The 18,688-nt window shown below is 44.7% G+C and carries 16 protein-coding genes; 15 read left to right on the top strand and 1 reads right to left on the bottom strand.

The annotated features are described in order from the left end of the window. The first annotated feature begins 34 nt into the window (after positions 1-34). The 13 genes from mraZ (at position 35) to ftsZ (ending at position 16,594) form a co-directional block, all read left to right on the top strand. Entirely contained in the window at positions 35-499 is a 465-nt protein-coding gene (gene mraZ / locus MUY27_RS06755) for a division/cell wall cluster transcriptional repressor MraZ (RefSeq protein WP_245129230.1), read from the top strand. Continuing rightward, positions 489-1,394, top strand: coding sequence for a 16S rRNA (cytosine(1402)-N(4))-methyltransferase RsmH (rsmH, locus tag MUY27_RS06750; RefSeq protein WP_245129229.1), 906 nt, complete (start codon positions 489-491; stop codon positions 1,392-1,394). The genes mraZ and rsmH overlap by 11 nt, the downstream gene beginning before the upstream one ends. Beyond that, positions 1,391-1,795, top strand: a complete 405-nt coding sequence (locus tag MUY27_RS06745) for an FtsL-like putative cell division protein (RefSeq protein ID WP_245129228.1) — start codon at positions 1,391-1,393, stop codon at positions 1,793-1,795. Before rsmH ends, MUY27_RS06745 begins: the two co-directional genes overlap by 4 nt. Next, positions 1,792-3,885 (top strand): penicillin-binding protein, encoded by a 2,094-nt coding sequence (locus MUY27_RS06740; RefSeq protein ID WP_245129227.1) that lies wholly within the window; start codon positions 1,792-1,794, stop codon positions 3,883-3,885. The genes MUY27_RS06745 and MUY27_RS06740 overlap by 4 nt, the downstream gene beginning before the upstream one ends. Beyond that, on the top strand, positions 3,882-5,336 hold the full coding sequence (locus tag MUY27_RS06735) for a UDP-N-acetylmuramoyl-L-alanyl-D-glutamate--2,6-diaminopimelate ligase (RefSeq protein WP_245129226.1): 1,455 nt from the start codon (positions 3,882-3,884) through the stop codon (positions 5,334-5,336). The genes MUY27_RS06740 and MUY27_RS06735 overlap by 4 nt, the downstream gene beginning before the upstream one ends. 151 nt (positions 5,337-5,487) lie before the next feature. Continuing rightward, a complete protein-coding gene (gene mraY / locus MUY27_RS06730) occupies positions 5,488-6,729 on the top strand; it encodes a phospho-N-acetylmuramoyl-pentapeptide-transferase (RefSeq protein ID WP_245129225.1) in 1,242 nt (413 codons plus the stop codon). A gap of 48 nt (positions 6,730-6,777) precedes the next feature. Next, positions 6,778-8,181 (top strand): UDP-N-acetylmuramoyl-L-alanine--D-glutamate ligase, encoded by a 1,404-nt coding sequence (gene murD / locus MUY27_RS06725; RefSeq protein ID WP_245129224.1) that lies wholly within the window; start codon positions 6,778-6,780, stop codon positions 8,179-8,181. Positions 8,182-8,282: 101 nt separating this feature from the next. Next, on the top strand, positions 8,283-9,485 hold the full coding sequence (locus MUY27_RS06720; RefSeq protein ID WP_245129223.1) for an FtsW/RodA/SpoVE family cell cycle protein: 1,203 nt from the start codon (positions 8,283-8,285) through the stop codon (positions 9,483-9,485). Positions 9,486-9,526: 41 nt separating this feature from the next. Beyond that, positions 9,527-10,684, top strand: coding sequence for an undecaprenyldiphospho-muramoylpentapeptide beta-N-acetylglucosaminyltransferase (murG, locus tag MUY27_RS06715; RefSeq protein WP_245129222.1), 1,158 nt, complete (start codon positions 9,527-9,529; stop codon positions 10,682-10,684). After that, positions 10,681-12,036 carry a UDP-N-acetylmuramate--L-alanine ligase gene (gene murC, locus MUY27_RS06710; protein ID WP_245129221.1) on the top strand — a complete coding sequence of 452 codons (1,356 nt, stop codon included), beginning with the start codon at positions 10,681-10,683 and terminating at the stop codon, positions 12,034-12,036. The genes murG and murC overlap by 4 nt, the downstream gene beginning before the upstream one ends. Further along, entirely contained in the window at positions 12,029-12,898 is an 870-nt protein-coding gene (locus MUY27_RS06705) for a cell division protein FtsQ/DivIB (protein ID WP_245129220.1), read from the top strand. The genes murC and MUY27_RS06705 overlap by 8 nt, the downstream gene beginning before the upstream one ends. 2 nt (positions 12,899-12,900) lie before the next feature. Continuing rightward, positions 12,901-14,250 carry a cell division protein FtsA gene (gene ftsA / locus MUY27_RS06700; RefSeq protein ID WP_245129219.1) on the top strand — a complete coding sequence of 450 codons (1,350 nt, stop codon included), beginning with the start codon at positions 12,901-12,903 and terminating at the stop codon, positions 14,248-14,250. Between the two features lie 730 nt (positions 14,251-14,980). Beyond that, the gene (gene ftsZ, locus MUY27_RS06695; protein ID WP_245129218.1) at positions 14,981-16,594 is read left to right on the top strand and encodes a cell division protein FtsZ; all 1,614 of its coding nucleotides are present in this window, start codon (positions 14,981-14,983) and stop codon (positions 16,592-16,594) included. A 217-nt stretch (positions 16,595-16,811) separates the two neighbouring features. Here ftsZ and MUY27_RS06690 read toward each other — a convergent pair whose 3' ends face one another. Beyond that, positions 16,812-17,423: a hypothetical protein gene (locus tag MUY27_RS06690; protein ID WP_245129217.1), complete on the bottom strand. Its 612-nt coding sequence runs from the start codon at positions 17,421-17,423 to the stop codon at positions 16,812-16,814. A 236-nt stretch (positions 17,424-17,659) separates the two neighbouring features. Here MUY27_RS06690 and MUY27_RS06685 point away from each other — a divergent pair, with 236 nt between their 5' ends. Both MUY27_RS06685 and MUY27_RS06680 read left to right on the top strand, forming a co-directional pair. Further along, the gene (locus tag MUY27_RS06685; RefSeq protein ID WP_245129216.1) at positions 17,660-18,067 is read left to right on the top strand and encodes a hypothetical protein; all 408 of its coding nucleotides are present in this window, start codon (positions 17,660-17,662) and stop codon (positions 18,065-18,067) included. Between the two features lie 108 nt (positions 18,068-18,175). After that, positions 18,176-18,355: a hypothetical protein gene (locus MUY27_RS06680; RefSeq protein ID WP_245129215.1), complete on the top strand. Its 180-nt coding sequence runs from the start codon at positions 18,176-18,178 to the stop codon at positions 18,353-18,355. Positions 18,356-18,688: the final 333 nt, after the last annotated feature.

Here is an 18,688-nt window from a genome sequence, read left to right as displayed (position 1 = left end):
ACTTTTACATAGGAATTTTGCCGAAAGACTATAGATGTCCCACTTTTTAGGAGAATTTGAGTGTAAACTGGATGCCAAAGGGCGGATGATGATCCCTTCGGGCCTCAAGAAACAGCTTCCAGAAGCTGAGCGTGAGGGCCTTGTGATCAATCGTGGCTTTGAAAAGCATTTAGTGATCTATACCCGCAAAGAGTGGAACGCAATCATAGACGATCTAAGCAAGCTAAACCAGTACGAGAAACGTACGCGTGAGTTTATCCGCTACTTTACCCGTGGTGCTACAGAGCTGACGTTGGATAGCAACAGCCGCATCCTGTTGCCGAAGGCCTTGCTGGAATATGCGGGCATTGGTAGTGAAGTGGTACTGGCTTGCCAGTTTAATAAGATAGAGGTGTGGGATCAGAAAGCTTATGACGAGCAGATGGATGCCGAGCCGGAAAACTTTGCCAACCTGGCCGAAGAGGTAATGGGTGGTTTAGGAAGGAGGAATGATGACTAACTATCACGTTCCGGTAATGCTGCGGGAGTGCATCGAGGGGTTGAATATTCGCCCTGATGGTACTTATGTAGATGTAACCTTTGGCGGCGGCGGTCATTCGCGCGAGATTATGAAGTATTTGGGCGCTAAAGGCAGGTTGCTGGCTTTTGACCAGGATGCAGACGCGCAGCGGAATATCATTGAGGATGAGCGCTTTGTTTTTGTAGATCAGAACTTTCGTTACCTCAAAAACTTCTGCCGTCTACATGGCGCTGTTCCGGTAGATGGTATCCTGGCAGACCTGGGGGTTTCGTCTTACCAGTTCGATCAGCCCGACCGCGGTTTTTCTATCCGCTTTGATGCAGAGCTGGATATGCGGATGAACCAGGCCGATAGCCTGACGGCTAAAGAAGTGGTAAACAACTACGAAGAAGCAGATCTGCATCGCATCTTCGGTATTTACGGCGAGATACAAAATGCAAAATCGCTCGCCCGTACTGTTGCAACTGCACGGTTAAACACGCCGATAAATACGGTTGCAGATTTAAAAAATGCCATCTCGGGGTTAATTCCCCGCGGTAAAGAAAATAAATACCTGGCGCAGGTTTTTCAGGCTTTGCGGATAGAGGTAAATCAGGAATTGGAAGCCCTGAAGGATTTCCTTACCCAGGCAGCTGAAGTGCTGGCGCCGGGCGGCAGGTTGGTGGTGATGTCGTACCACTCGCTGGAGGATAGGCTGGTGAAGAACTTCATAGCTAAAGGAAAATTTAGCGGCGAGATAGAAAAAGATATTTATGGTAACGATAACCGCCCATTAGAAGCAGTTAGCCGTGGGGCCATCACTGCGTCTGAAGAGGAAATTAAAGAGAATAACAGGGCACGTAGTGCCAAACTAAGAATAGCAGTTAAGAAATGAACCGGTTGATCACAGAGATTGAGGAAGAGGAATTGGTGCAGGAGCCTGAGGTGGTTGAAAAACCGCGCAAACGGGATCCTGAGAATTTCCTGACTTCATTTTTAAGCAAGGGTTTCGTCAGCACAGACGATGTTACCCGTGCGTTGCCGTTTATTTTATTCCTGTCCTTTTTGGGCATGATCTATATTGCTAACCGCCACCTTGCAGAGCGTAACCTACGCGATATCGATAAGATCAGCAAAGAGGTAAAAGAGCTGGGCTGGGATTACAAGAGCACCAAGGCCGAACTGGCTTTCAAAAGCACGTTGACCGAAGTGGCTAAACGTGCAGATACCCTGGGCGTACATGTTTCTGTTGAACCGCCACAAAAAATTGTGGTAAAAGCGGAGGAGCAGCCATGAGTATCAGGACCAACATATTGTTAAGGGTGTACCTGGCTTTCGGGTTAATTATCCTGTTTGCCGGGCTTGTAGTGGTGCAGTTGTTCCGGGTGCAGTTTGCGCAGGGGCAAAAATGGCGTTCTATGGCTAAAGCGCTTTCTACACGGTACATGAATGTAGAGGCTGCCCGCGGCAATATTTTTTCTGTAGATGGTAGCTTGTTGGCCACCTCTGTACCCGAGTACGAACTGCATATGGATATGCTGGCTGGTGGTATTGCTGATGACAAGATCTTCTACTCGAAGGTGGATTCGCTGGCGATGAAGCTATCTGCTTTTTTTGGCGATAAGTCTGAAAGGGAGTATGCGCGCATACTGCGCGATGCCCGCCGGGATAAAGACCGTTATCAATTGATCCGCCGGAAGGTAACTTACCAGGAGCTAAAGAAGATCCGCCAGTTCCCGATTTTTAACATGGGTAAGTACAAAGGCGGGTTGATCATTGTGCAGAAGAACAAGCGCATTCTGCCTTTCCGTGCGTTGGCCGCCCGTACCATCGGTTACAAGAACGAGAATATTAAAAACCCGGTAGGCCTGGAAGGGGCTTATGCAGAATATATCAACGGCGAGAATGGTCAACGCCTGATGCAGCGCATCGCAGGCGGTGTGTGGATGCCGGTAAATACAGAAGAAGAAATTTCACCTAAAGACGGTGCAGATATTATTTCTACGATAGATGTTAATTTTCAGGATGTGGCGCAGAACGCACTTGAAAAACAATTGATAAAAAGTGAAGCCGATCATGGTTGCGTGATCCTGATGGAAGTCGCTACCGGCGAGGTAAGAGCGGTTGCTAATTATACGAAAGTCGCACCTGGAGAGTATAAAGAGCAGTTCAATTATGCCATCGCCGGTAATCAGGATCCTGGTTCAACCTTTAAAGTAGCTTCATACATGGCCCTGCTGGAAGATCATAAGGTAGATACCAGCACCCGCGTAAACACCGGCAGTTACCATATTCCGGGTAAAACCATCGTTGATTCGCACGGAAGTATTGGTGTGGTATCGGTAAAGCGTGCCTTCGAAACTTCTTCTAACGCAGCGGTAGCTTACCTGGTGAATAATGCTTATCACGAAAACCAATCGCAGTTTACAGACCATTTATATGACTGGAAGCTGAACGAGAAATTGGGTCTTCAAATCCCAGGCGAAGCGCAGCCGGTGGTGAAAAACCCGAAGAACCGCAGCTGGAATAAGAACATGACCTTGCCGCAAATGGCTTACGGTTATGAAATGCAGCTAACGCCGCTGAAAATGCTGTCGTTCTATAATGCGATTGCAAATAATGGCAGGTACGTTGCACCAATCTTTGTTCGCGAGATCAAACGCCTTGGTAATACCATAGAACAGTTCCATGCCAAAGTGATCAATGATAAGATCTGTTCGGATGAAACGCTGAAGAAGATGCACGAAATGCTGGAAGGCGTGGTAAGTGAAGGTACCGGTAAGGGGATTATTTATAACCCGCTTTATAAAGTTGCCGGTAAAACAGGTACCGCGCAGGTAGCAGATGGCAGAAACGGTTATAAAGCCAAACGGCAATACCAGGCATCTTTCTGCGGGTACTTCCCGGCAGATAAACCGAAGTATTCGCTGATTGTAGTGATTAATGATCCTAAACATGGTTACTATGCAGCAGAAGTGGCTGGGCCGGTGTTCAGGGAGATTGCAGATAAAGTTTATTCTAACGACCTGGAGATCAATCACCAGTCGCCCGTACGCTTTGCTGGTATTTTACAACCGGCTGCGAAATCGGGCAATGGAAAAGCGCTTCACCAGGTGATGAATAAATTGGGTGTACGGGGTGTACAGGCAAGTGATAGCACTGTTGGCGAGGATAACGATACTACCGAAAAAAGAGGTACGCTGGCAAAACGTAAAACAGAGCTGGTGCCATCTGTAACCGGCATGGGTTTAAGCGATGCCCTGTTTGTATTGGGTAACGCAGGATATAAAGTGGCGGTAAGAGGAAGTGGCCTGGTTAAAAGGCAGTCTGTAACAGGTGGCAGTATTATACCTAAAGGTTCTAAAATAACAATTGAACTGGAATGAGAAACTTGAGCGAAATTATTGAGGGGGTAGCCTTTACCGAATTGCAGGGTGCGGCAGATGTAGAGATCTCGCTGATTACGGCAGATTCGCGTAAGGTAGTTCCGGGGACGTTATTTGTTGCCGTAAGAGGCACACAGGTAGATGGGCACGATTATATCGAGCAGGCAATAAAGCAAGGCGCTGTAGCTGTAGTTTGTGAAGAACTGCCGGGCCATACCGCGGCAGAAGCGGATTTTCTGATGGTGGCAGATTCTGCCCGTGCACTCGGTCAACTGGCCTCTAATTTTTACGATAAGCCATCAGGTAAATTAAAACTCGTTGGCGTAACCGGCACAAACGGTAAAACAACAGTTGCTACCTTATTATATAAGCTGTTTATTGATTTAGGCTATAAAGTAGGCTTGCTGTCAACAGTAGAAAATAAGATCAACGGAAAGGTAATTCCTTCTACGCATACCACGCCGGATCCGGTGGCTTTAAACGCCTTGCTGGACGAGATGGTGGTACGTGGCTGCGATTATTGCTTTATGGAGGTAAGCTCACATGCGGTTGCCCAGCAACGTATCGCAGGTTTGCAGTTTTCTGGTGCGATATTCACCAACATCACCCATGATCACCTGGATTACCACGGTACTTTTGATAATTACCTGAAAGCTAAAAAAGCCTTTTTTGATGGCTTGCCAAAAAATGCTTTCGCGCTGACTAATAATGATGACCGCAATGGTCTGGTAATGCTTCAAAACACCAAGGCTTATAAAAAGACCTACGGTTTAAAAAGCATGGCCGACTATAAGGTGAAGATGATTGAAAACCAGTTTGATGGTTTGCAATTGAACATCGACGGTGAGGAGGTATGGTTTAAGCTGGTAGGCAGCTTTAATGCTTATAACCTGTTAGCAGTTTATGCTACGGCGATGCTGCTCGATCAGGATAAGGCCAAAACCTTAACCAGCCTGAGTAAATTGACTGGTGCTGAAGGTCGCTTTGATTATGTGGTTGGTCCGGATAAGATCATCGGTATTGTCGATTATGCCCACACGCCAGATGCGGTTCAAAATGTGCTGAGCACCATTAAAGATATTCGCAAAGGAAATGAGCAGGTGATCACCGTGATCGGTTGCGGTGGCGACAGGGATAAAACCAAGCGCCCCGTAATGGCAAAGGTAGCCTGCGACTGGAGCGATAAGGTGATCCTGACATCAGATAATCCACGTTCGGAAGATCCTGCGCAGATCATTAAAGATATGGAAGCAGGAGTTGACGCTTCAAACGCCCGCAAAACCATCAGTATTGTAGACCGCAGAGAGGCAATTAAAACAGCCGTACACCTGGCAAAGCCGGGCGATATTATTCTGCTGGCTGGTAAAGGGCACGAGAAATACCAGGACATAAAAGGAGTGAAGAACCACTTCGACGATAAAGAGGAGTTGACAAAGGCTTTTGGCGCTTAGGAGAGGTAGATGGTTATGCTTCGACAAGCTCAGCATGACACAAAGGAGATTTAGTAACAGGTATATAAAGGTTAATGATATAAAAGAATGATAAACAAACGGATTGTCACCCTGAGCTTGTCGAAGGGCAAAAATCCTAAATAGGACCTATATGTTATACTACCTTTTCAACTATTTAGATCGAAACTATAATATCCCGGGGGCCGGGGTATTTCAGTATATCACCTTCCGTATGGCAATGGCGGTTATTACTTCGCTTATTGTGACTACGGTATGGGGCCGCAGGCTGATCGACTATATCCGGTTTAAACAGGTAGGCGAAACTATCAGAAATTTGGGTCTGGAAGGGCAGATGCAGAAACAAGGCACCCCTACAATGGGTGGTATCATTATTCTGCTGGGTATCCTTATCCCCACGCTGCTTTTTGCAAAGCTGGATAATATCTATGTGATCCTGATGCTGATCACCACTGTTTGGCTGGGCGCAATCGGTTTTCTGGACGATTATATCAAAGTATTCAAGAAGAACAAAGAAGGTCTGGCGGGTAAGTTCAAGATCACCGGGCAGGTTGGTTTGGCGTTGATTGTTGGTTATACCATGTATTTCAACAGCAACATCATCATTCGCCAGGAAGTAAAACTGCCTGTGAAGTATGATGTGCCGGTTGGCTTCCACATGAAGGGAAATACACCGGTTTACACCCAGGATATTAAGTCGACCAAAACCACGATGCCGTTCTACAAGAACAACGAGTTCGATTACGGCAAGGTGCTGAAGTTTCTGGGAAAAGGTTACGAGCATTATACCCTGGTGGTATTCCTGGCCTTCGTGATTTTCATTATCACGTTTATATCCAACGGGGCGAACATCACAGATGGTATAGACGGTCTGGCGACGGGGACGTCGGCAATTATCGGGCTTACACTTGCCATACTGGCTTATGTGTCGGGTAATACATTGATTGCAGATTACCTCAACATCATGTACATCCCCAACTCGGCCGAGCTGGTAATTTTTGCCGGTGCTTTTGTGGGGGCTTGTGTAGGCTTTTTGTGGTACAATTCATACCCTGCGCAGGTATTCATGGGGGATACCGGCAGTTTGGCAATCGGCGGGATCATTGCCGTGTTTGCGATCATGATCCGTAAAGAGCTGCTGTTGCCTTTGTTGTGCGGAATCTTCGTTGTAGAAAACCTGTCGGTTATTATTCAGGTGGGCTGGTTTAAGTTCACCAAAAAGAAATACGGGGAAGGTCGTCGTGTATTCCTGATGGCGCCATTGCATCACCATTATCAGAAGAAGGGATTTCACGAGGCGAAGATTGTTACGCGGTTCTGGATCATCTGCATCATCCTGGCGATAGTAACGGTGATTACGTTGAAATTGAGATAATCAGCCCCACCAACCTCCCCCAAGGGGAGGCTTAAATAGAAAAGAGAAATGAACGAAAACAAAAATATCGAACCTGAAAAAGCTCCCGCTCCTCTGGAAAGGGTTGGGGAGAGGTTGCGTCTTGTTATCCTGGGTGCAGGCGAAAGCGGCGTTGGCGCAGCTTACCTGGCGCAGCAGCAGGGTTTTGATGTTTTTGTTTCAGATATGGGTGCTATCGCACCAAAATATAAAGAGCAATTACAGCAGTGGAATATCTCTTTTGAGGAGCAGCAGCATACCGAGGAGTTGATTTTGAATGCGTCGGAAGTAGTAAAAAGTCCGGGTATACCAGAGAAGGCACCGCTGGTTAAGAAACTGCGCGAAGCAGGCATCCCGGTAATATCCGAGATTGAATTTGCAGGCAGGTACACCAATGCAAAAATGATCTGCATTACCGGCTCGAACGGTAAAACAACTACCACCAGTTTAACCTACCATATCCTGAAAAAAGCGGGACTAAATGTAGGTCTGGCAGGTAACATCGGTAAAAGCTTTGCCTACCAGGTAGCAACCGAGCGGTTCGACTACTATGTGTTAGAGATCAGCAGCTTTATGCTGGATGATATGTATCAGTTCAAGGCAGATATTGCTGTGTTGCTGAATATCACGCCCGATCACCTGGACCGCTACGAATACAAGATGGAGAACTATGTGGCTTCGAAGTTCCGCATCGCTCAAAATCAAACAGCAGCAGATTATTTAATCTACTGCGCAGACGACCCGGAAACGGTTAAAGGGATGGAGAGCCGCACCTTTGGTGCACAGCTGTTGCCTTTTTCAATAACAACAAAAGTACAACCAGGCGCATACCTGGAAAACGATACGATAATTATAACTACTAATCAACAACAAGAACTATTTAACATGTCAATCAACGATCTGGCTTTGCAGGGGAAGCACAACATTTACAATTCTATGGCCTCTGGAATTGTATCAAAAGTGCTGGAGTTACGGAATCAAACTATTCGCGAGAGTATGGGCGATTTCAGGAATATAGAACACAGGCTGGAGCATGTTGCCAAAATCCAGGGCATCAACTTTATTAACGATTCCAAAGCAACCAACGTAAACTCTACCTGGTACGCATTGGAAAGCATGCCTAAAGGCGTGATCCTGATTTTGGGCGGTGTTGATAAAGGCAACGATTACTCCATGCTGAATGATCTGGTAAAGCAAAAGGTTAAAGCCATCGTGTGTCTGGGTAAAGATAATACCCGCATTCATGAGGCATTTGCCGGAATGGTATCAGAAATTATCGATACCAAGTCGGCACCAGAAGCGGTATATGTATCGTATCATTTGGCTAATAAAGGCGATACCGTGTTGCTATCGCCGGCTTGCGCAAGCTTCGACTTGTTTAAGAACTACGAAGACCGCGGCGACCAGTTTAAGAAAGCAGTAATGGAGCTTTAGGCTTAAGAATCAAGAATCAAGAGCCCGGAGATTTAAAAAACTATTGTCACCCTGAGCTTGTCGAAGGGCGAATTGAACATCCGAATCCTAAATAATAGATCATGGATAAGTTATTAGCAAGAACAAAAGGCGACAGGTGGATCTGGTTGATCGTCATCATGCTGTCTATCATTTCTATGATGGCCGTGTATAGTTCTACCGGTACGCTGGCTTACCAGAAGGGTACAGGTGCAGAGTCTTATCTGATCAAGCACATGGCCATGATCTTTGGTGGTATCGCGCTGATGTACATTTCGCACAAGCTGGATTATCGCTACTATTCGGGCATTTCCAAAGTGCTGATGGTAATTACCATTCCGTTGTTGTTGTATACCTTATTGTTTGGTAGCCACGTGAATGATGCCAGCCGTTGGGTGGCTATCCCTGGTACTGGGTTAACGTTCCAGACTTCCGACTTGGCGAAACTTGCGCTGATCACTTACCTGGCACGTACGCTTTCCCGTAAACAGGAGAATATTAAGGATGTAAAGCAATCTTTTATCCCGATTATGGGTTCTGTTTGCGTAGTGTTTATCCTGATTGCATTGGCCAACCTTTCTACCGCATTAATGCTGTTTGGCGTTAGCGTGTTGTTGTTGATTATGGGCCGTATTAGTGTAAAGCAGATCTCGGTAGTGTGTTTGGCAGGTGTGGTGTTACTGGCAGGCGTAGTGTTGTTGGGCCCTCGTCGCGCAACCTACCGTTCACGGATTAACGCGTTTATGCACCCCGAACTTGCTAACCCGGATAAATCTTTCCAGGCAGACCATGCCAAGATTGCCATTGCAACCGGAGGCGTTTTTGGTAAGGGGCCGGGTAACAGTACAGAGCGTAATTACCTGCCGCAATCGTATTCGGATTTTATTTATGCCACTATTATTGAAGAATACGGCCTGTTAGGCGGGTTGTCGGTAATGGCTATTTATTTGTTCCTGCTGTACCGATGTGTGAAGATCGTAACCAAAGCACCTAAGGCGTTCGGGGCCTTGTTAGCTGCCGGGTTAAGCTTTAGCCTTACCATTCAGGCTTTTGCCAATATGGCTATTGCCGTGGGTTTAGGTCCCGTGAGTGGTGTGCCGCTGCCGCTGGTAAGTATGGGTGGTACATCAATCTTGTTTACCAGCGTGGCGTTTGGCATCATCCTGTCTGTTAGCAGGCATATTGATGAAAACGAGCAGCAGGCAAAGGTAGAGCAAGGCGAAAATACAGCTAATGAGCGCCGTTCTAAAAAGGTAGTTGTAGGCGAGATATTGGAAGTAGCATAAGCCCCCCTAACCCCCTGAAGGGGGGAATAAAAGGATTTGTAATGACAGATAACCAAGAAAAATCAGTTGAAACTAAACTCCCCCTTCAGGGGGATGGGGGGCGTATCATCATCAGCGGCGGCGGTACAGGCGGGCATATCTTCCCGGCGGTATCTATTGCCAACGCTTTGAAGAAGCGCAATGCCGCAACTGATATTTTATTTGTTGGCGCCGAAGGTCGAATGGAAATGGAAAAGGTTCCGGCGGCGGGTTACAAAATTATTGGGTTAAATATTCAGGGTATCCAGCGGGGCTCGATTGTGAAGAACCTGTTGCTGCCTTTTAAAATGATTGGCAGTGTGCTGAAGGCTATTCAGATCATTAACGAATTTAAACCTCAGGTGGCGGTAGGGGTTGGTGGCTATGCTTCCGGTCCGTTGCTGTACGCAGCATGGATAAAAGGTGTGCCTATTTTAATCCAGGAGCAGAATTCTTATGCAGGCATTACCAATAAATCATTAGGTAAACGTGCCAAGAAGATCTGTGTGGCTTTTGATGGGATGGATAAATTCTTTCCGGCAGACAGGATTATCAAAACCGGTAACCCGGTTCGGAAAGATTCGGTTGCGATAGCCGGGAAAAAGGCAGAAGCATTGGCGCATTTTAAACTTTCTGAAGCTAAGAAGATTATCCTGGTAACCGGGGGAAGTTTAGGTGCCAGAACGTTAAATAACAGTATTAAGGCAGGTTTGCAAAAGATCATTGATGCAGATGTGCAGTTGATCTGGCAGACAGGTAAGGTTTATTATAAAAAGTTGATCGAAGAACTGGGTGAGAATTACCATCCGAACATCGTGATCACGGAGTTTTTAAACCGCATGGACCTGGCCTATGCAGCAGCAGATGTGATCATCTCCCGTGCAGGCGCCGGTACTATTGCAGAGTTATGCATCGTAAAAAAGCCAGTGATATTGGTGCCTTCGCCGAATGTGGCCGAAGATCACCAGACAAAAAATGCGCAGGCGCTGGTGAATGAACAGGCGGCGGTATTGGTTAAAGACAAGGATGCCGAAGCCGGTTTGGTTGATGAAGTACTGCAATTATTAAATAATGCAGAAAAACAGCAACAATTGGGCGCAAATATCGGTAAACTGGCTTTGCCCAATGCCGATGAGGATATTGCAAATGAGGTGATTAACCTGATTAATAATAGAAAATGAAATTAAGTAACATACAGCGGGTTTACCTGGTTGGTATTGGCGGTATTGGCATGAGCGGCCTTGCCCGTTACTTTGCACATTTAGGTTGCAGGGTGGCCGGGTATGATCGTACTTCTACGCCTTTAACCACCGAATTAACGCACGAAGGCATTGATATCGTTTTTGATGATAATGAAGTGCTGGTTCCTGCTGAATTTCATACACCTGATGAGCATACGCTGATCATTTTTACACCTGCTATTCCTAAAGATTCAGCCATCCTGAATTTCTTTATCAATCAGCAGTTCACGCTATACAAACGTTCGCAGGTATTAGGTATCATCAGCGAAGGGATGTACTGCATCGCGGTAGCAGGCACACATGGTAAAACTACTACCTCTACTATGGTTGCCCATATCCTGAAACATTCAGGTAAAGATTGCTCAGCATTTTTAGGCGGTATTTCTACCAATTATAACACTAACGTGTTATATGGCAAAAATAACATCATGGTAGTAGAGGCTGATGAGTATGACCGCTCATTCCTGACACTGCACCCGGATATTGCCGTGGTGACTTCTATGGATGCGGACCACCTGGATATCTACGGCGATCATAGTCACCTGACGGAATCGTTCCGCTTGTTTGTCGGTCAGATGAAAGCCAATGGAAGCATAATTGCTAAAAAGGGGTTAGAGATCGACCATACTTATACCTACAGCATTAAAGAGCAGGCAGATGTTTATGCAGACAACATCAGGATAGAAGGCGGTGAATTCTATTTCGACTTCCATCATAAGGATGTGGTCATTAAAGATATTCACCTGGGTATCCCGGGTATGCACAATGTCGAAAATGCTGTCGCGGCTACCCAAGCGGCTTTATTGGCAGGGGTATCGTCTGAAGCTGTAAAGGCAGCGTTAACCGCGTTCCGTGGTGTAAAACGTCGGTTCGAGTATATTGTAAAGAAGCCGGCGCATATTTATATCGACGATTATGCCCATCACCCGGAGGAGTTGCGCGCTTGCATCTCATCAGTGAAAAGAATTTACCCGGATAAAAAGCTGACCGTGATGTTCCAGCCGCACTTGTTTACCCGTACCCGCGATTTTGCCGATGGGTTTGCAGAGGTATTAAGTATGGCAGATGAACTGGTCCTGCTGGAAATTTATCCGGCCAGGGAACTGCCTATTCCGGGTGTTACTTCGCAAATGCTGTTAGACAGGGTTACGGCCACTGACAAGCGTTTGCTAAGCAAGGCGGAAGCTTTAACAGTTGTTAAAGAAGAACAACCTGAGCTATTGCTGACGGTTGGCGCAGGCGATATTGACACATTGGTTTTACCGTTAAAGGAAATTTTAAGTAATGAATAAGAAAAAGCTGTGGCGTAATATCCTGATCACAACGGCCTGGGTGGTATCGTTGGGTGGGATTATTGTGCTCATGAGCTTTATTGAAACGAAAGAAGCTTCGGTGGTATGTACAGATGTAAAAGTATATATACCGGGCAGCCAGTATTTTATAGACAAGCAGGAGGTGGACAATATTTTGCAGGTAAGCAGCCATACGCTGATTGGCCGTAAGATTGAGAACATCAACATGCACGCGCTGGAAAACAAACTAAAGGCAAATCCATTTATAGAGTTTGCAAAGGTTTATGCCGATATGGATGGCGTTATCCGGGTGGAAATTGAGCAGCGCCAGCCAATGATGCGGATCATGAACAGGTTCGATCAGGATTTTTATGTGGATCAGCACGGGTTGAAAATTCCGCTGTCGTCAAACTTCACCGCAAGGGTGCTGGCCGCAAATGGTAACATCGAAGAGCCCTTTGGTGGGCGTGTAGATAGCTTGCATACAACGGTGGCGAAAGACCTGTATAAAGCTGCGGCCTTTATTACTGCTGACAGCCTTTGGAATGCGCAGATCGAGCAGATCTATGTGAATGATCAGCACGAAATGGAATTGATCCCGCGTGTGGGTAATCATCGTATTTTGTTAGGCAATGCAGATTCGCTGCAAACGAAGTTTAGCAACCTGCTGGCATTTTATAAACAGGGCATTCCCCGCGTAGGCTGGGACGCTTACGAAGTCATTAATATTAAATATGCCAACCAGGTAGTTGGTATAAAAAGAACAAACGGAACAAAAACAGATTCGGTAAAAAAGGCTTTTACAGCCAGACCGGACAGTTTAAATAATATCATTCAGGACACATCTCATAGAACGCATTGATTATGGACAAAATCTCAACTCAAGACAGAACTTCACCTATTATTGTAGGTCTGGATATTGGTACAACCAAAATTTGTGCTATTGTCGGCCGTCGCAGCAAGAACGGAAAAATTGAAATATTGGGTATCGGCAAGGCAGAGTCGGCCGGTGTTACCCGTGGGATGGTTTCAAATATAGATAAGACGGTACAAGGCATTTTACAAGCGGTTGAGGTAGCGGGTTCGCAATCAAACGTAGAGATTCGTGTCGTAAACGTGGGCATCGCCGGTCAGCATATTAAAAGCTTGCAGCACCGCGGCCTAATTACCCGCCGCGACCTGAATTCAGAGATTAGCCGTAAGGATATTGAAAAGCTGATCGAAGACATGTATAACCTGGTGATGCCTCCGGGCGAAGAGATTATCCACGTGCTTCCGCAAGAGTTTACCGTGGATAACGAACCAGGTATTAAAGATCCGATAGGTATGGCCGGCGTACGTCTTGAAGCCAACTTCCATATCATTTCGGGTCAGGTAACGGCCATCAAAAACATTGTTAAATGCGTTAACAAAGCAGGTTTAGATAGCCAGGAACTAATTTTAGAGCCACTGGCTTCTTCCGAATCGGTGTTGAGCGATGAGGAAAAAGAAGCAGGCATTGTACTGGTAGATATCGGTGGTGGTACTACAGACGTAGCCATCTTTCACGAAGGTATTATCCGCCATACAGCGGTGATTCCTTTTGGCGGTAACAGTGTAACGGAAGATATCAGGGAAGGCTGTTCGGTAATGCGTAACATCGCGGAGCAACTGAAGATCAGGTTCGGTTCGGCCCTGGCTGACGAGAACCGCGAAAATGAGATTGTGTGCGTACCTGGTTTACGTGGCCGCGAGTCGAAAGAGATTTCGGTTAAAAACCTGGCTTATGTGATCCAGGCGCGGATGGAAGAGATCATCGAACATATTTATTACGAGATCAAATCTTCAGGCTACGAGAAAAAGCTGATCGGCGGTATCGTCATCACCGGTGGTGGTGCCCAATTAAAGCACCTGCCGCAACTGGTAGAATATGTGACAGGTTTGGATTGCCGCGTGGGTTACCCGAACGAGCATTTGGCCAAGAACGAGGTGCTGCCTAAGAATGTTTACGAAGAGCTGCAAAGCCCTACGTTTGCAACAGGTATCGGCTTGCTGATCAAAGGCATTCAGAAGACTGAGTATGACAATGCGCCGCAAGGAATCGTTACCCAGGCAAAACCAGAAAAGCAGAAATACACCAGTGAGGAAAAGAAATTCGGACTGTTTGGTAAACTGCTGGAAACCGGTAAGAAATTTATTAAAGACGACATTAAAGACGAGGATTTTTTAAAGTAAAAATTAAATCAGTTGAGAAAGTCCTCTCCTTTGGAGAGGATTTAGGAGAGGTGAAGTGGGATAATTGACGACTCCTCCCAGACCTTTCCCGAGAGGAAAGAATGAAGTAGGGGAATTTTAAAGTCATCAAGTCCTCTCCTGTTGGAGAGGATTAAAAGAGGTCAAGGAAGTGGTAATTAATTGACGACCCTCCCTAACCCTCCCCGAGGGGGGGGAATGAATTGGCAAGAACTTAAAGTCATCAAGTCCTCTCCTTTGGAGAGGATTTAGGAGAGTTCAAGGAAGGGTGAATAACTGACGACCCCTCCCTGACCCTCCCCGAGGGGGAGGGAATGAAGTGGCAAGAACTTAAAGTCATTAAGTCCTCTCCTTTGGAGAGGATTTAGGAGAGGTGAAGTGGGATAATTGACGACTCCTCCCAAACCTTTCCCGAGAGGAAAGAATGAAGTAGGGGAATTTTAAAGTCATCAAGTCCTCTCCTGTTGGAGAGGATTTAGGCGAGGTGAAGGAAGTGGTAATTAATTGACGACCCCTCCCTAACCCTCCCCGAGGGGGAGGGAATGAATAGCGGATTTAGGCGAGGCCCAGTGAAGGTTTTTTAAAGAAATCAACAATTGATAAGTTTTCCACATTATTAACGAATGTTAATAACTATTGTGGAAAAAGTAATATACTTACAAGTAGTAAAATCAACTAAAAGGCAATACTCATTTAGCTGAAAAACAAGACCATGCAGTTTGAAATGTTAAAAGAAAAATCCTCCATCATCAAAGTTATCGGTGTTGGCGGCGGTGGCGGCAATGCAGTAAACCACATGTACAAACAAGGTATTACGGGTGTTGATTTCATCATTTGCAATACAGATGCACAGGCTTTAGAACTTAGCCCGATACCAAATAAAGTACAATTAGGTGCAAGCCTTACCGAGGGGATGGGAGCCGGATCTATTCCGGAGGTTGGTAAAAATTCGGCTATAGAGAATATTGACGATATTAAACAAATGCTGGGTACCAATACCAAAATGCTGTTCATCACAGCAGGTATGGGCGGTGGTACTGGCACAGGTGCAAGCCCGATAATTGCAAAGGCTGCGCGCGAAATGGATGTGCTTACCGTAGGTATTGTCACCATGCCTTTCTCTTTTGAGGGTAAACGCAGAAGAATGCAGGCAGAAGAAGGTCTGGAAGAACTGAAAAAGAACGTAGATTCTTTCCTGGTGATCTCTAACGACCGCCTTCGTCAGATCTTTGGTAACCTTACTTTAGGTTCTGCTTTTGCACAGGCCGATAATATTTTAACGACCGCAGCAAAGGGTATTGCAGAGATCATTACGCTGCCGGGCTATATCAACGTCGACTTTAAAGATGTGCGCACCGTGATGAAAGATAGTGGCGTGGCCATTATGGGTAGCTGCTCTGCAGAAGGCGAAAGCCGTGCTTTGCGCGCTGTTGAAGGTGCGTTAGCATCTCCGTTATTGAAAGATAATGAAATTGAAGGCGCACGTTACATCTTGCTGAACATCAGTTCTGGCGATAAAGAGGTAACCATGGATGAGGTGAGCATCATTACCGATTACATCCAGGAAGAAGCCGGTTTAGCTGCCGACCTGATCTGGGGTAACTGTAAAGACGAGGCACTTGGCGATAAGCTTTCTGTAACTATCATCGCTACCGGTTTCCAAACCAAAGACGAACGCGAGAAGGAGCAAAGCAACAAGAAAATAGTTTCTATGCTGGACGATAACCAGCCTTTGGTTAAACCGGTGAACGAGTTTGTTGCCCCTAAAACCGAAGAAGCTACCGAACCTTTTCTGAAAAAAGAGGTACAGCAGACCGGTTTGTTCGACCTGTTTGCTAAGGGTGGCGAGGAAGCGCAGGCAAAACCTGCTGGTGGCCCGACAGTGATCCGTCACAGCCTGATCCAGGAAGAACCTGCACCGGTTCAGGAACAGGAACCATCGATAGACTTTACACTGAAAGTGACCGAGTCTGTAATGAACTTTGAACCGGTAAGGCCGGAGCCTGTTGCACAGCCAGAACCGGAACCTCAGCCACAGGCACAAGCCCCGGTTGGTGCGGATGATAATAAAACGGACGAGTCTATCGAAGAGCAATTGCGTAAATCGCGCGAGCGTATTATGCGCCTGAAGGATCTGAGCATGAAGTTGCGTAACGGTAACATCCAGGAACTGGAAAACGTACCGGCCTATAAACGCAAGGAAATTGCTTTACAGCAAACGCCCGCTTCAGACGAAAGCCAGATATCGCGCTTTACCTTAAGCGATAACGATGGGCAGACCGAGATCAGGAGAAACAACTCTTTCCTGCATGATAATGTTGATTAGTTAAACCTTGATTTAAAGGTATTATACAAAAAAACCACTCGTGAGAGTGGTTTTTTTGTATTGTATTATTTGCGCTCTAATCAAAAGAAATATTCGTTTACGTTTTGTTTGATGACTTTAAGGACGCAATGAGAATACTTGCCAATCCTAACAAAAAGCTAAAATGATACTGCAAAAGAGAAATAATTTTTTAACATCTTTTGTATCATGAAAAAGCTCACTTCTTTTTGGTCAAAGTTTTTACTTCCGCTTTAAGAAGAGATGTATCTCTCTTTAGCAATGTTATCATTGTTTGTAATGAGTCTAGCTGCTTCTTGTTGAATGCGTACAGTCGTATTTGGTCTTTTGTAATATCTCTTTGATATTGCAGTAGCGATACAAAGAAGCTAAACAATGCAAATACGGCTGTAGCCCCCGCAATGAGTATCTGCTTTTTTGAACTTTTACTTACAATATCATTCGTAACTCTAACAGAACTATTGGTATCTATTACCGACTGATTTAGGGTAGACTGAGAAACTCTTAATCTTTCGTTGTTTAAAAATGCAATGCCGGCACCTTTAATATAAGCTACGCATCTTATACCATTAAACCACCTGGTATACCCCCGATTATAGTCTCCGCACATAAAAAGAATAGAGGTGTCAAAGTGGATAAGTTTTTCATCAATCAATTCGCTAAGCAATCTTAATAAACCACGCTTATTCTCGTCGAATTGCAACATGTCGACGTCAAATGGGAATAATTCCATCAATAGATCTGAAATTTCTACGCTAACTCCAAAACCAGATTTTTCAAGAAATTCTAAAAGAATAATTCGTTTGTCCATCGTTTCTAAGGTTTAAATCAATCTATTAAACATAATAAAAATCACATCTTTTCCAATAATTTTTTGCCCTCAAAAATCACCCCCTTTGTTCATTTAAATATCTTTTTATAGACAGGGTTAAACTCGTATATACTTACCATTATAACGGCACTTATATCTTACTATAACCCACTTTCGAGTGGGTTTTTTATTTAATGATAGTTGTAATAGCTTTATTGATTATTGCTGTTATTACAATGAAAAAGACCTTAGAGAAAACCACCTTATCAGAACTGAAAGCATTACGGAAAGAGTTAATAAATGACTTGGAGAAAGTAACGCTTGCAATCAATGCTTTAGAACTTCCTAAAAGAAAGATACCTGTAGATGAAGATTACCTTAATGAACACGTTGCTTTAGGTGTATTACAATACCACCATAACATGAGCATAGAACAAAAGGTATTACATGCCTTAGAAAAGATAGGTGCAGGAGACGCAACAGATATAGGTAACTACATTTTAATGATAGATAAGGTAATTAAGAACGATAGAAGGGTTTATCAGAAAGTAACAGTTACATGTTCTCGTTTATTCAGACAAGGTGTTATAGAGGCTGTTAAACAAGGCAGGCGCAATTTGTATAAGTTGAAATGTGATAGTTAAAAATGATAGTTAAATCTGTATTATATTTTTTAATATCATTGCAAAAACGAAATAATTTTTTTTAATTTAAATATTCAACAATTAGGCTTACTTTTGCAGTCCCAAAATATGAGCGATTTTACACATCTTGCTAAGATTTACGGATTTGAGTGTTATTATAATGATAACACAGGGGATATTGAGGGTACAAGTTGGATTAATCAAAAACTGATTGAATTATTTGTATGGATTGATGTAACCTTTACAAATAACGAAGCGTTTAAAATTGAAATAATCCAAAAACTATAACGTTCTTATATTGTAGTTATAAAAGAAAAAGGCCGACAGTGACCAACTATCGACCTTAGTTTGATTACGGTTTTTTACTCGGGGGGAGTTATTTTACCGGAATCTTAAAGGGGCGTCCATTTGACCTACGAATTTTCTTACCTTTTACGGTAATAGTCATTCTGAAAATGAAGTTACCTTCTTCTTTGATTTGCTTAGAATCATTAGAATTATTCATTCTTAAGAACTATACTGCGTCCTTTGGCACAGTTACCCCTTTTTTTTATTTCTCCTAAAAGCAGGGCAAAGGATTACTTGATATTTTTGGTCTTAAAAAAGCCTCGGCTTATCAAG

The sequence above is a fragment of the Mucilaginibacter straminoryzae genome, from assembly GCF_022953055.1.
GTDB classification, from domain to species: Bacteria; Bacteroidota; Bacteroidia; order Sphingobacteriales; family Sphingobacteriaceae; genus Mucilaginibacter; species Mucilaginibacter straminoryzae.
The sequence above is the reverse complement of the archived record's forward strand: the minus strand, read 5'-3'. Positions and strand labels throughout refer to the sequence as shown.

Excerpts from the sequence above, each read along its gene's own strand:
- murC (WP_245129221.1), top strand. The coding sequence starts at position 10,681 with ATGAAATTAAGTAACATACAGCGGGTTTACCTGGTTGGTATTGGCGGT.
- MUY27_RS06735 (WP_245129226.1), top strand. The coding sequence starts at position 3,882 with ATGAGAAACTTGAGCGAAATTATTGAGGGGGTAGCCTTTACCGAATTG.
- ftsZ (WP_245129218.1), top strand. The coding sequence starts at position 14,981 with ATGCAGTTTGAAATGTTAAAAGAAAAATCCTCCATCATCAAAGTTATC.
- rsmH (WP_245129229.1), top strand. The coding sequence starts at position 489 with ATGATGACTAACTATCACGTTCCGGTAATGCTGCGGGAGTGCATCGAG.
- MUY27_RS06740 (WP_245129227.1), top strand. The coding sequence starts at position 1,792 with ATGAGTATCAGGACCAACATATTGTTAAGGGTGTACCTGGCTTTCGGG.
- mraY (WP_245129225.1), top strand. The coding sequence starts at position 5,488 with ATGTTATACTACCTTTTCAACTATTTAGATCGAAACTATAATATCCCG.
- murG (WP_245129222.1), top strand. The coding sequence starts at position 9,527 with ATGACAGATAACCAAGAAAAATCAGTTGAAACTAAACTCCCCCTTCAG.
- ftsA (WP_245129219.1), top strand. The coding sequence starts at position 12,901 with ATGGACAAAATCTCAACTCAAGACAGAACTTCACCTATTATTGTAGGT.
- MUY27_RS06685 (WP_245129216.1), top strand. The coding sequence starts at position 17,660 with ATGAAAAAGACCTTAGAGAAAACCACCTTATCAGAACTGAAAGCATTA.
- murD (WP_245129224.1), top strand. The coding sequence starts at position 6,778 with ATGAACGAAAACAAAAATATCGAACCTGAAAAAGCTCCCGCTCCTCTG.
- MUY27_RS06720 (WP_245129223.1), top strand. The coding sequence starts at position 8,283 with ATGGATAAGTTATTAGCAAGAACAAAAGGCGACAGGTGGATCTGGTTG.
- mraZ (WP_245129230.1), top strand. The coding sequence starts at position 35 with ATGTCCCACTTTTTAGGAGAATTTGAGTGTAAACTGGATGCCAAAGGG.
- MUY27_RS06680 (WP_245129215.1), top strand. The coding sequence starts at position 18,176 with ATGAGCGATTTTACACATCTTGCTAAGATTTACGGATTTGAGTGTTAT.
- MUY27_RS06705 (WP_245129220.1), top strand. The coding sequence starts at position 12,029 with ATGAATAAGAAAAAGCTGTGGCGTAATATCCTGATCACAACGGCCTGG.
- MUY27_RS06745 (WP_245129228.1), top strand. The coding sequence starts at position 1,391 with ATGAACCGGTTGATCACAGAGATTGAGGAAGAGGAATTGGTGCAGGAG.
- MUY27_RS06690 (WP_245129217.1), bottom strand. The coding sequence starts at position 17,423 with ATGGACAAACGAATTATTCTTTTAGAATTTCTTGAAAAATCTGGTTTT.